The 13,201-nt window shown below is 66.2% G+C and carries 9 protein-coding genes; 6 read left to right on the top strand and 3 right to left on the bottom strand.

Translation table 11 applies throughout. The annotated features are described in order from the left end of the window. The first annotated feature begins 5 nt into the window (after positions 1-5). The gene (locus tag H4W26_RS00770; RefSeq protein ID WP_192590294.1) at positions 6-782 is read left to right on the top strand and encodes a 3-oxoacyl-ACP reductase; all 777 of its coding nucleotides are present in this window, start codon (positions 6-8) and stop codon (positions 780-782) included. A gap of 170 nt (positions 783-952) precedes the next feature. Continuing rightward, positions 953-2,233 (top strand): ammonium transporter, encoded by a 1,281-nt coding sequence (locus tag H4W26_RS00765; RefSeq protein ID WP_192590293.1) that lies wholly within the window; start codon positions 953-955, stop codon positions 2,231-2,233. Positions 2,234-2,333: 100 nt separating this feature from the next. Here the strand turns inward: H4W26_RS00765 and H4W26_RS00760 are convergent, their stop codons facing one another. Next, positions 2,334-3,548 carry an MFS transporter gene (locus tag H4W26_RS00760; RefSeq protein WP_192590292.1) on the bottom strand — a complete coding sequence of 405 codons (1,215 nt, stop codon included), beginning with the start codon at positions 3,546-3,548 and terminating at the stop codon, positions 2,334-2,336. A gap of 157 nt (positions 3,549-3,705) precedes the next feature. On the opposite strand from H4W26_RS00760, the gene H4W26_RS00755 reads away from it, so the two are divergent. Further along, the gene (locus H4W26_RS00755; protein ID WP_318779721.1) at positions 3,706-4,122 is read left to right on the top strand and encodes a DUF1801 domain-containing protein; all 417 of its coding nucleotides are present in this window, start codon (positions 3,706-3,708) and stop codon (positions 4,120-4,122) included. Here the strand turns inward: H4W26_RS00755 and smc are convergent. After that, on the bottom strand, positions 4,109-7,753 hold the full coding sequence (gene smc / locus H4W26_RS00750; protein ID WP_192590290.1) for a chromosome segregation protein SMC: 3,645 nt from the start codon (positions 7,751-7,753) through the stop codon (positions 4,109-4,111). The two genes, H4W26_RS00755 and smc, sit on opposite strands and share 14 nt — an antisense overlap. A 10-nt stretch (positions 7,754-7,763) precedes the next feature. Next, complete coding sequence (wecB, locus tag H4W26_RS00745; protein WP_192590289.1) at positions 7,764-8,945, bottom strand: non-hydrolyzing UDP-N-acetylglucosamine 2-epimerase; 1,182 nt, start codon at positions 8,943-8,945, stop codon at positions 7,764-7,766. Between the two features lie 198 nt (positions 8,946-9,143). Here wecB and H4W26_RS00740 point away from each other — a divergent pair, with 198 nt between their 5' ends. Genes H4W26_RS00740 through H4W26_RS00730 form a run of 3 tightly spaced genes read left to right on the top strand, consistent with a single transcriptional unit; the run spans position 9,144 to position 13,196 of the window. Next, positions 9,144-10,538: a glycosyltransferase gene (locus H4W26_RS00740; RefSeq protein ID WP_192590288.1), complete on the top strand. Its 1,395-nt coding sequence runs from the start codon at positions 9,144-9,146 to the stop codon at positions 10,536-10,538. Beyond that, the gene (locus H4W26_RS00735) at positions 10,535-11,614 is read left to right on the top strand and encodes a hypothetical protein (RefSeq protein WP_192590287.1); all 1,080 of its coding nucleotides are present in this window, start codon (positions 10,535-10,537) and stop codon (positions 11,612-11,614) included. The genes H4W26_RS00740 and H4W26_RS00735 overlap by 4 nt, the downstream gene beginning before the upstream one ends. Positions 11,615-11,618: 4 nt before the next feature. Further along, positions 11,619-13,196, top strand: coding sequence for a glycosyl hydrolase family 28-related protein (locus H4W26_RS00730; RefSeq protein WP_192590286.1), 1,578 nt, complete (start codon positions 11,619-11,621; stop codon positions 13,194-13,196). Positions 13,197-13,201: the final 5 nt, after the last annotated feature.

Below are 13,201 nucleotides of genomic sequence, written 5' to 3'. Positions count from 1 at the left end.
GCTTCATGGACACCAACGCCCGTCGCCTGATCGACCGCAGCGCCGTCATCACCGGAGGTGCCAGCGGGATCGGCCTGGCCTCTGCTCGCAGATTGGCTGCTGAAGGAGCCCGCGTCGTCATCGCCGACATCGACCCTCTCGCCGGGAGACAAGCGGCAGCAGAGATCGGAGGCATGTTTGTGCGGGTGGATGTCACCGATCCCGAGGATGTGGAGAACCTGTACGCCGAGACCCACCGCGCCTACGGCAGCGTGGACATCGCCTTCAACAACGCCGGCATCGCTCCGGCCGAGGACGCCTCGATCCTGGAGACCGGACTTGAGGCATGGAAGAGGGTGCAAGAGGTCAACCTGACCTCGGTCTACCTCTGCTGCAAGCACGTCCTGCCCTATATGCAGGAGCAGGGCAAAGGCTCGATCATCAACACCGCGTCCTTCGTCGCCGTGATGGGCGCAGCCACCTCGCAGATCTCCTACAGCGCCTCCAAGGGCGGAGTGCTCTCCATGAGCCGGGAGCTGGGCGTGGAGTTCGCCCGCCAAGGGATACGCGTCAATGCGCTCTGCCCCGGTCCCGTGAACACGCCGCTGCTCAAGGAGCTCTTCGCCAAGGACCCGGAGAAGGCGGCCCGGCGCCTCCTCCATGTGCCGCTGGGGCGCTTCGCCGAACCCGAGGAGCTGGCGGCCGCCGTGGCCTTCCTCGCCAGCGATGACTCCTCGTTCATGACAGCCTCCAGCTTCCTGGTCGACGGCGGAATCTCCGGCGCCTACGTCACCCCACTCTGATGGCTCAAGCACCCGCCAGGGTGAACCGCAATGCACCAAAGTCGCCAGGGGAAAGGTTTTACCTTCTCGAAACATGAAGGCGCGCCGGGTGAAACACGGGCCAAGGACCATAGAGATCAGCTCGCATCGGTGAGATACACCGATGACCTGATGTTTCTCCTGGAGGACACATGGAACTTGGATCACTAGACGTCTGGGTGCTTGTCTCAAGCGCACTTGTGCTGCTCATGACACCCGGTCTGGCCTTCTTCTACGGCGGTCTGTCGCAGGCCAAGTCCGCCATCAACATGATGATGATGAGCTTCGCGGCCATGGGTCTCGTGGCCGTGGTGTGGGCCCTCTGGGGCTCCGCCATCGCAGGCGGTGAATCCGTGGGCGGTCTGTTCGGCAACCCGGCGACTGACCTTGGTCTCTACACCACGCTGAGTGACGCGCCCGAAGGCCTGATCGGCATCGGCTTCGGCGCAACCTTCGCCATCATCACCACGGCACTGATCTCCGGCGCCATCGCGGACCGCGCCAAGTTCTCCGCCTGGATGGTCTTCGTTCCCATCTGGGTGACCCTGGTCTACTGCCCCTTGGCCTTCATGGTCTGGGGCGATGGTGGACTCCTCGGCGAGGGCGGCGCCGTCGGCGACGCTGTCGGTGAGGCAGTCGACTACGCCGGTGGCCTCGTGGTTCACATGTGTGCCGGTCTGGCAGCCCTCGTGCTCGCCCTGATCCTGGGCAAGCGCCGCAACTTCACCGAACGCGCCTCCCACCGCCCCCACAACACTCCGTTCGTGCTGCTGGGTGCTTCGCTTCTCTGGTTCGGCTGGTTCGGCTTCAACGGCGGCGCAGCTGCCGAGGCCGGCGAAGCTGGTCTGATCTGGGTCAACACCCTGCTGGCCCCTGCCGCAGCACTTGTGGTCTGGCTGGTCACCCAGCGCGTCCGCGGAGAGAAGCCGACCGCGCTCGGCGCTGCGTCGGGCATCGTCGCTGGCCTGGTCGCCATCACCCCTGCGTGTGCTCACGTGGACCCGGTCGGCGCCATCATCATCGGCGCCATCTCCGGCTTCGTCTGCTACCTGGCCGTCGGCCTGAAGTACAAGCTCGGCTTCGATGACACGCTCGACGTCGTCGGCCTGCACTTCGTCGCCGGCCTCTGGGGCACAGTGGCCATCGGCCTGCTGGGCCGCGCCGAACTGATCGACGGCGAACGTGCCGGCCTGTTCTACGGCGGCGGACTCGGACTCATGGGATCCCAGATCGTGGCGGTCCTGGTGACCCTGGTCTTCACCGTGGTGATGACCGCGATCATCGCCTACGCCATCCACGCCACCATCGGGTTCCGCGTCACCTCCGACGTGGAAACCCTGGGCATCGACCGCTCAGAGCACGACGAAGATGCCTACATCTTCGAGACCGAGGGCAGCAGCCGCAAGACCACCGCGGGAGCACCTCCGGAGTAGTCGGCTTCACGAGACTCCTCCAGGGCTTCGCCTCTGCAGAGAAAGAGGGCCGGTCAGGCGAGCATCATGCTCACCGGACCGGCCCTCTTCGCGTGCCGTCTCAGGTCTGCGGCGCGGGCTCCAGCGTCTCGGGAGCCCTGGTCCAGGCCAGAGCTCCGAACATCAGAATGACACCGGTGACACCGAAGGCCCACGAGTACCCCAGCTGGTCCACCAGAAAACCAGCCAGCAGCGGGCCGATGATCGACCCCAGATCCTGGGTCATCTGGAAGGTCGAGACCACGGAACCGCCGTTGCGTCCGGAACCGACGATGTCGGCGATGGCCGCCTGCTGTGCCGGATTCATCAGTCCGGTCCCCACCCCGGCGATGACGCTGAGCACCAGCAGCCACAGCGGACTCGGCGCCAGCCCGAGGACACCCGTGGCCACCGCGGAGATCATGAGTCCGATGATGATGGGACGTCGTCGTCCGAAACGATCCGAGCGGCGAGAGAACAGCAGCACCGCTCCGACGTTGCCCGCGGCGAAGGTGGCCAGCGCAACGCCTGCGAGCTGACTGGAGTCCAGCACCCATCCGGAGCCGACGAAGGCCGAGGCGGCGAAGAGCGGCACGACGGAGTTCCGCAGTCCGAACGTCGCCCACCCATTGGCGAATCCAGCGGTCAGCGCCGCACGATAGCCGCGATGCTGCCAGGCCTCGGCAAGTGTGGCCTTCTCCCGGTCCTCCTTGCGGCCGCGATCCTCAAGACGCGATTGGCGCAGCATCACGAAGACGATCGCCGCCGCGACCACCAGTGCTCCGCCGTAGACCAGGAAGGGAACACGCTGACCAAAGACCAGCAGGCCCGAGCCGACGAGCGGACCGGCGACGCTGCCGATGAGGAACGCGGAGGCGTAGGCCCCGGAGACCCTGCCACGGATGGTCGGCGGTGACTTCCGGGCGAGGAAGGTCATCGCCGAGACGGTGAAGAAGGTCGATCCGATGCCCCCCAGCGCGCGGAAGATCAGCAGAAGCTCGAAGCTGGGCGCGAAGGCTGTCGCGATCATCGAGGCGGCGACGATGAGCAGACCGATCACATAGACCGGGGTCTCCCCCAACCACTGGGTGAGTCTGCCGGAGGCGGGAGCAAAAAGGAGCCGGAAGAGCCCGAAGGCGGAGACCACGGCAGAGACGGCCATCGCCGAGACGCCGAAGTCCGAGGCATATTGCGGCAGGATGGGAGCCACGATTCCGAACCCGATGGCGATGACGAACGCCGAGACGATCATGACCTTCAGCTCGGAAGGAATCGGAATCTTCGTCTCACGCGTCATGCAGCCACTCCTGTGTTCAACCCATCATTGATCCTTGTTGCTCAACCCAACCAAACCCCGTCGCATTCCCGGGCGCCGCAGTCCCCCCACTCCGAGGTCCTCATGGCCATACTGGAGGAGGAGAGAGAGGACGCCCATGGCACCTACAGGTGGAAGTGTGGAAGAGCTTATCGGGTCGGTGACTCCCCGCGTCCGGCAGGAGGATGCCCGGACGATGCTGACGCTCATGCGCCGCGCCACCGGCGAGGAGCCTGCGCTCTGGGGACGCATCATCGGCTTCGGCACCTACCACTACCGCTATGACACGGGCCGCGAGGGCGACGCGCCGGCGGCGGCCTATGCGCCTCGACGCCAGGCGACGACGGTCTATCTGCCCGACGGAGTCGGGGCCCATGCCGAGGCTCTCACCACGCTCGGGGCGCACAGCACCGGGGTGGGGTGCCTCTATATCCCGCGGTTGGACCAGCTGGATCCGGTGGTGTTGGAGCAGATCATCGCGTCCTCGTTCACCGCGGTCACGGCCGGCACGTTCGAACACCGTGCGCGCGAGGGCGGCTCCACTACGGCGTCGTGACCTGATCTGCAGCGGCGAGTCGCTGCGACACCACGCGAGTCGAACCGTCCTGACGCATGGACACCCCGTAGAGGGCGTCAGCGATCTCCATGGTCCGTTTCTGGTGGGTGATGATGATGAGCTGGGAAGACTCCCGGAGCTCCTCGAAGATCACCAGGAGCCGGGACAGGTTGGTGTCATCCAGCGCCGCCTCCACCTCGTCCATCACATAGAACGGGCTCGGGCGCGCCTTGAAGATCGCCACCAGCAGCGCCACGGCGGTCAGCGATCGTTCTCCGCCGGAGAGCAGCGAGAGCCGTCGGATCCGCTTGCCGGGTGGCCGAGCCTGGACCTCGATCCCGGTGTTGAGCATGTCCTCCGGATTGGTGAGCTCCAACCTGCCCTCACCGCCGGGGAAGAGTCGGCCGAAGACGCGCTCGAACTGGGCCTTCGTGTCCAGCCAGGCTTCGGTGAAGACCTTTTCCACGGTGGCGTCGACATCCGCGATGATGTCCATCAGATCCTGGCGAGACTTCATCAGGTCGGCCAGCTGCTCCTGCAGGTAGCTGTGCCGTTCCTCCAATGCTGAATGCTCCTCGAGCGCCAGGGGATTGACCTTGCCCAGCGCCTTGAGGTCGCGCCGCGCCTGCGCCAGTCGCTTCTCCTGCTCCTCGCGCTTAAAGGCACGCCCAGGGGCGGGCTCCTGCTGGTCAGAGCCCTTGTGCTCGGATTCTGCGGTGTTGGGTTCTGCGGTGTTGGATTCTGCGATGTCATAGACCGGTTGATCGGGCCCGTAGTGCTCGATGAGGTATTCCGGCGTCAGGCTGAGCTCCTCGAGCCCACGCGCCTCAGCCGCCTCCAGACTCAGTCGCAACTCGGTGCGCCTGAGCTCGGCCTGGTGGAGCTTCGCCGTGACGGCCTCAAGCTCCTGGGCGTCCTGTCTCCGCGTGGACTGCAGCTCGCGGGCATGCTGCACCGTCTGCTGCGCCGCAGCATCCACCCCCGCACGGCTGGCCTGCGCGCGCTGGCGCAGCTGCTCCAGAGCTTCCACGGCTTCGGCCGCTTCGGCATGGATGGACTCGGCCTCGTCCGCGCGCCTACTGCGCACCTGGGCGATCCGTTGCGCCTCCTGAAGCCGAGATTCCTCCGCTGCGGCGGACCTGCGCAGCGCCGAGGCGCGCTCGAGCATCTGTTTGTGCTGCTCCTCGGCGGCGCGCAGCTCCAGCCGAGCATCGACCTCCTCGCGTCGCTGCGTTGACGCCGTCTCTGCGCGCCGATCACGCTCCGCCGTGGAGGGATCCTCGTCGATGTCCTCGCTCTGGGCCGCCGTGAGCCTGGCGTCAGCTTCCTCCCACTGCTGCTGGGCCTCTCCCGCGGCGTGCTCGGCTGCCTGGATCTCCTGTTCGGAAGCCTCGATGCGCTCGGCGCTGCGTTGGAGCTCGGCGTTGAGCCGACCCAGCTGTTCGGTCGTGGCGTGAAGCTCGGCGTCGTTTGCATGCAGCGCCTGCAGGGTCTCCTCGACCTTGAGTTCGGCGGCGCTGACCTCGGACTCCTCTTCAGCGGCCAGTGCCGTACGGCGCTCAAGCTCTGCCTCGCTGGTCTCCAGGGTCTCGGTGAGCTCGTTGATCTGCGCCGTGATGGCGACATCGGAGTTTTCCAGCGCGGTGCCGCCGATCCGCTCGCCGGCGCGCAGCACGATGCCGGAGACCGTGACCACCGTGATGACCTGCTCCATGTCCAGGAGCTCCTCGGCCAGCGACTCCTCTGGGCAGAGGACGACGCCGTCCAACACCGCAGTCACCGAGGCCGACAGCTCGGCCGGCGCGGTCACCGCCTCGCTCGCCCAGACGGCGCCCTCGGGCAGCGCGACTGTGGTGCCCCGCGCGACTGTGGTGCCTCGCGCCTCGGAGGGAACGCTCGGCGACGGGGCCGCGGGGGCGGGGTGGGGGTACACCAGATGGGCTCGGCCGGCCTTCTGCGCCGCCAACCAGCTCAGCGCCTCGGTGGCAGCCTCCGCGTCTCGGGTGACCAGTGCCGAGTCGAGGCTTCCCAGGCAGGCGGCCACTGCCGTCTCCCAGCCGCGCGTGATGCTCAGTCGCTGGGCAAGCGGGGCGTCGATGATCTCGGGGCGATCCCGGCTCAGCGCGGCGGCGCCGTCGCGCGGGGTCCTTGCCGCGGAGAGGCCGGAGAGTCGCGCCCGGTACTCGCTGATGGCCCCGTTCAGCCGCTGGTGCTCGCTGAGTTGATCGTCGTAGCGTGCGCGCAGAGTCGCCAGTCGCCGGTGCGCGGTCTCGTAGGCGGCGTCGAGGTCTTCCTCCCCCGTCTCGACACCTGCTATCCGCTGTTCGAGCTCGGCAAACTCCGCGCCGGCTCGCTGCTGTGCCGTTCGCGCGGCGTCGCGCTGCTCCTGCGCACGCTGGCGTCGGCCCTGCGCCGCCTCGATGCGCCCCTGGGCGGTCTCCACGCGACCACGCAGAGTGGCGAGACCTGCTCGACGATCCGCCACTGCACGCAGCTGCTCGGTCAGCCGCGTCTCTTCGGTCCTGAGCTCGTCCTCGGCGGCGGCTCGCGCAAGCGAGGTCTGCTCGAGTCGTTCACGGGCGGCACCGACCTCGCGCTCCAGTTCGGCCGCCTGGTCGGTGACGCTCTGGGCCTGTGTGCGCAGCTGCTCGGGATCTCGCCCACTCGGCGGCACCGAGGCTGCAGCGCGGAGGCTCCGGGCGCGCTCCTGCGCCAGCGATCCCACGGAACGCAGCCGTTCCTGCACCTGCTCCAGCCGGTGGTGTCCGGCGAGCAGCTTCTCACTGTGCTGCCGCTCAGAGCTGGCGCGCTGTTCGAGCCCGGCCAGCTCGGCGTCCTTCTCGGCGAGGTTCGCTCGCAGCTGTTCGGCGCGATCGCGGTCCTGGTGCTCACCCTGGGTCGACTCCTGCAGCGCGGTGGCCGCCTGGACGAGGTCATCGGCGATCAGCCGGGAGAGCGAGTCGCGCAGGTCGTGCTGGATCTGCTGGGCCCTGCGCGCCACCCGAGCCTGTCTGCCCAGTGGGGCCAGCTGGCGGGAGATCTCTCCGATCAGGTCTTCCAGGCGGGAGAGGTTCGTGCCCATGGATTCGAGCTTGCGCACGCTGCGTTCGCGCCGGCGTCGGTGTTTGAGCACGCCGGCGGCTTCCTCGATGAACCCGCGGCGCTGTTCCGGAGTGGCCTGCAGGATCTGGTCCAGCTGGCCCTGGCCCACGATCACGTGCATCTCGCGGCCCAGCCCGGAGTCGGAGAGCAGCTCCTGGATGTCCAGGAGACGACACTTCGCGCCATTGATCGTGTAGTCACTGCCTCCTGCGCGGAACATCGTCCGGGAGATGGTGACCTCGGAGTACTCGATCGGCAGCGCGCCGTCGGAGTTGTCGATGGTCAGCGACACCGACGCGCGGCCCAGCGGCTGCCGCTCCGTGGTGCCGGCGAAGATGACATCCTCCATGGTGCCGCCGCGCAGCGATTTCGCACCCTGCTCCCCCATGACCCAGGCCAGCGCGTCGACCACGTTGGACTTGCCCGACCCGTTGGGACCGACGACGGCGGTGACTCCCGGCTCGAACTCGAAGGTGGTGGCCGACGCGAAGGACTTGAACCCGCGGACGGTGAGGGTCTTCAGGTGCACGGCGGCTGGCTCACACGGGGTGGGTGTTGGTGTGCGCGGCGGGGCTCTGCTGGGGGTGGAAGTCCTCAAGCCGGTCGCCCAGTCCGAACATCGACGCGATCGCCGCGACCGTCCGCTTCGCCGCGTGACCATCACCGTAGGGGTTCACCGCATTGGCCATCGCCGCATAAGCCTCGGGGCTGTCGAACAGTGCGGCGACCTCTTCGACCACCCGCTCCTCCGAGGTCCCGATCAGTCGGACCGTCCCAGCATCCACCGCCTCGGGCCGCTCGGTGTTCTCCCGCATCACCAGCACCGGCTTGCCCAGCGAGGGGGCCTCTTCCTGGACGCCGCCGGAATCGGTGAGGACCACCGTGGCCAGGTTCATCAGCCGGGTGAACTCGCCATAGGGCAGCGGTTCGGTGACGATCACATTCTCATGCCCCGCCAGCGCGGGCAGGATCGCCTCACGGACCACCGGATTGCGGTGGGCCGGCAGCACGATCAGCTTCTCCGGGTACCGGTCGGCCAGCCGGGCCAGCGCCCGACCCACACCCTCCATGGCCGAGCCCTGGTTCTCCCGACGATGGGTGGTCACCAGCAGCACCTCCCGCCCGGAGGCCGCGGCTTCTTCCAACGCGGCATCGGCGAAGGGCACATGCTTCTGTGCGACCTCCAGCAGCGCGTCGATCACCGTGTTGCCGGTGACCACGATGTCCTCGGCCGGCAGGGACTCGCGCAGCAGGTTGTCCCTGGACTGCGAGGTCGGCGCCAGGTGCAGCGCGGTGATCTGGCTGGTCATCTTCCGGTTCGCCTCTTCAGGGAACGGGGAATAGAGATTGAAGGAACGCAGCCCGGCCTCGGCGTGGATCACCGGGATCCCGGAGTAGAACGCGGCCATCGCACCGGCCGTGGTGGTGGTGGTGTCGCCCTGGACGACGACGGCGTCGGGCTTGTGCTGGGTGAAGAGCGCGTCCAGGCCGGTGACGGTCCGGGTCAGGACCCCGTTGAGCGTCTGCCGCGGCTGGATGATGTTCAAGTCATGGTCCGGGGTGATGCCGAAGAGGTCATTGACCTGGTCGAGCATCTCGCGGTGCTGACCGGTGACGGTGACCTCGCATTCGAAGAGGTCACTGGCCTGCAGCGCCTTGACGATCGGGGCCATCTTGATGGCCTCGGGCCGGGTCCCGTAGATGGGCATGATTCGCTTCATCCGACCATCCTAGTCATCCTCAGGTTCCTCTTCATTGGAGAGCGGGGCAGGAACGCGGGGTGGGTTCGCCGCGGATCAACCGGTCCAGGCCACACCGCGTTGTTATACTCGCTCGGACGCTGCAACGATTCCTGTCAGCAGAATCTGCTCTGCACGTGACCCACGCGCGCCGCCGATCAGCACCGAAAGGGCTCTTTCATGAACAAGTTGTTCCGGATCTTGCGGCGGAGTGTGAATCCCGCCCAGCCGGGCGAAGCGCCCAGCGAGGCACCCGTCGAGGCAACCAGTGTGAGACCCGGCGCAGAGACTCCCGCGGCCCCCGCCGACCGGACGCTGTTCATCGGTCACACGCGCTTCAGCGTGCACCAGCATGGTTCCGGCTACTTCAACGCCACCCGGGGTGCGGAGCTGGGAGCCGGATTCAGCGAAGAGGAATACACCCAGTGGTTGTACTCCGAGACCAGGCTCGCCCCGCGGACCGAGATCTTCACGACTCTGAGTCTGCCCCAGCTGGCCCTCGCCGCGAAAGACCACGACGTGGTGCATTTCGTCTCTTACTCTCCTTCGCTTCCCGACCACCACAAGGCGCAGCTGAAGGAGGCCGCAGAGCGGCATGGCTTCCTCCGTCTGAACGAGACCACCAAGCCGGTGAATTCCACCCCCTCCCGCGCGCTGGTCAACAAGGCCCTGGGAGAGCGCGACCACGGGTCCCGTCCCTTCGGTGTTTACCGGTTGGATGATGATGATCTGTTGTCGGTGGGGTACTTCGACCAGATGGCTTCCTATGTCACCCCACGGCACATCGGCTGGTGGGTCTCACTGGGAACCGGTTTCTCAGCGATCCGCATGGAGGGCAGATACGCCTACACCCGCGAGCTCTACTATCCGAAGAGCGCCTTCGGGCCCATGGCCGTCGCTGCCAAGAACGACGACGGGGAGATCCTCAACCTCAGTGCCCCGAAACACACGGTGATGGACAAGTTCAACCCGACGATCCTGGACTCCCGTGAGCCTGCGTACTTCCATATTCGTCACGAGAGCCAGGACAGCACGGTCAAGGGTTCGGTTGCGCCCTTCTACCCGGAGGCGATGAGCAGGATCCTCGGGGAAGGCCCTGCGGACCTGGACCAGGTCTCCGAGCTCTTCCCCGTGCTCTCCGGTGTGGTCTCACACGAGCCTGGACCTGCCGAGCGTGGCGTTCGGCTGAGCACCGGGCCACTTGCGCTGAGCCGCGAATCCGTCACCTTCGAGTGGGCCCACGAAGGCCCCCTGGCTCTGGTGCTGAAGCCATCGGCCGGGGCAGGCCTGAAGGCGAACCAGGTCCAGGTTCGGCTCACTGTCGCCGCTGAGGGCGACGCCGAGATTGACGCCGCTGCTTCGAAGTTCTTCACCCAGGCGAAGTTCCGACATTCCGACCGTGACGGCACCTTCTGGTCCTACATGCCGCAGAAGCCGTCAGGCTTCGGTCATGTCCTGCCCATCGAGCCGCCGCGGGGCGTCCGAGTCACTGCCATCACCCTGGTCACCGCCAAGTCAGAAGAGGTGCACCTGGATTCCGTCGTCGCCTACCCGCTGCCGGTGAGGAAGTCTTGACCGATGCCTCCGGCGCCGACCTCAACACTGGTCCCGCGATGAATCCGCACGTGACGGAGTTTCTGCGCAGCTTCGGCCGCGAAACACCGGTAGATTTCGGCGGCCGACGAGCTGATTCGCCCTCAGCCCTGCTCAGCGGAGCAGCGCGCCGAAACAAGTTCCGACTCTCGAAGGTCCAGAACAACCACTACGTGATCACCGGTGGCAGACGAGTCATCGGCGGCTTTGCCGTGCACCTGACCAGCCTTCCGAGTGCGGAGGCGCTGCGAGCTTCCATGTCCCTTCCGCTGGCCAAACGTCACCTCCAGCTCGAGGGGCTTCCCGTCCCGCCGGGGGCCCATTTCGACGTGGACCACCTTGAAAAGGCCATCGCTCATTTCAAGGGGTTGACGAAGGCTGCGGTCGTGAAGCCTGCGGCCTCCACCCATGGCGCGGGATCCACCACGGGGATCACGACAGAGCGAGAGTTCCGCGACGCTTGGACAGCAGCCGCATCGGCACGGCGCTCCGACGCTGATGCGGACCAGCGTCTGATCGTGGAGGATCACGTTGAAGGCCTCGATGTCCGCGCGTTCGTCGTAGGAGAGAACGTCGTCGCGGCAAACGCCCGGGTCCCTCTCTTCTGCATCGGTGACGGCTCCAGGACACTCCGCGAGCAGGTCGAAGAGGTTTCTGCCCGCCGTTCGGCCCATCCTCTCTTCGGCAAGTTTGACCATGATGCGTGGGGCTACGCGATCGAAACCGGGCTCCCGCTCGACAGCCGCACCGAGAAGGATCGCGTCTACCAGCTGTCTCCAGGAATCAACATGCGGGCCGGCGGGGTGACGGTCGACGTCACAGACCATATGGGCTCGGCGCTGAAGGACCTTGCTGTCGCCGCGACATGGGCCATCCCCGGCTGCAAGGCCGCAGCGGTGGATCTGCTTCTGCCTGATATCAGCTCGGTCGAGGGCGCGACCATACTCGACGTCGATGTACAGGCAGGCTTCGCGACCCATCACTATCCCTGGATCGGGTCCCGTCGCCAGGTCGCAGACGCCCTCATCAAGAAGATGCACGAAAATTCGCGAGGTTGACCCCGTGACCCTGTTCGCCTCCCTCGTCCACCGATTCAGACGCAACTTTCCCGCGCTCTCTGCGTGGGATCGCTATACCAGGGCTCCGAACACCCATCCCCAGATTCCTAATGTCTCCTACGCCGGTTACCGTCGCGGCGAAGAGCCGCTTCCAAGGCCGAGTGGGCCCGTCTTCAACGTCCGGGACTACGGTGCGAAAGGCGACGGAAACAGCGACGACACGACGGCCCTCGCGTCCGCGATCACCGCCGCCGGCAGCGCAGGAGGCGGCGTCGTCGTCGTTCCTGCCGGAAACTACCTGCTCACGGGCGTCCTGTGGATCCATCACTCGGGCGTGGTGGTGCGCGGGGCGGGCCGTGACCTCACGACTCTGTCATTCCGGGAATCACTGGAATCTGCCTATCGGACACCGACCAAGGGGGAATGGTCCTGGACGGGAGGCCTCGTCTGGTTCATCCCTCGCAAGCTGTTGAACCGGCTCGAAGCTGCCGAGTGGGGGTGGGGGGAGAATGAGGGCTGGTTCGACACCGAGGCATTGTCCTGTGTCACCGGTGATGTCCCCCGCGGCGAGACTCGAATCCCGGTGGCCGACACCGACCGATTCACGGCGGGTGACCACGTGCTGCTCATCATGGACAACCTCGCCGACAGTTCTCTGCTGCGACACATGAGCGGGGATCTGCCCACCGACAGCTACGCCTGGGGCGTCGAGGACGCCTCACTGCACAAGCAGCCGAACTACCGACGGTTCCGGTACCCGGTGCAGGTCAAGTCTGTGCACAAGGACAGCATCGTCTTGGAACAGCCCACTCGGCTTGACCTGCGTCGGGAATGGAATCCCCGCTTCGAGACCCTCGGGGTCCATATCTCGGAGTCTGGGATCGAAGATCTCCGCATCGACATGTCGCTGGTCGAACCTCGGCCACACAACCAGGACCACGGGTTCAACGGGCCGCATTTTCAGGCATCGTTGAACTGTTGGGCCCGCAACGTCACCGTGCGGGACAGCGACAACGGGTTCGGCATCACCAGCTCCAAAGGCATCACGCTGACCGAGGTCACGGTGGAAGGACGGGCGCGTCATCATCCCTTCATCTGCAGGGAACAGTCCCACGACAACCTTGTGCACGGATTCACCATCGCCGAGCCCACGACGCCGCTGCCTCCGGAATCCCTGACCCACGGCCTGAACATCGAGGGATACTCGGCCGGCAATGTCTGGTCCAAGGGTCAGATGGAGGGAACCTTCGACTCCCATCGTCGCTTTCCCTTCGAGAATGTGCGGACAGAGATCACGATCAAGAACAAGGGCGTGGTCGGGGGCGCCAAGAACGCCGGACCACATTGGGGCGCCCGCTTCTGTCACTGGAACATCTCCGTGACCAACGGTCGCTCCTACGCCGTCCGACTGGAAGAGCACGCCCCGTACAGCGCGATGGTGGGGATCCAGGGCACGTCAAAGCCTTCGCAGCAGAAGCCTGAGTTCCATGGAGACCTGCACACCATGACCGAGTCAATGGGAGTCCAGCCGCAACCGACCAACCTCTATGAGGCGCAACTGCGTCATCGCCTCAACCGCTGACCAGG

The sequence above is a fragment of the Nesterenkonia halotolerans genome, from assembly GCF_014874065.1.
Lineage (GTDB): Bacteria > Actinomycetota > Actinomycetes > Actinomycetales > Micrococcaceae > Nesterenkonia > Nesterenkonia halotolerans.
Note: the sequence above shows the minus strand (reverse complement) of the source record. Positions and strands in the feature narration are given on the sequence as shown.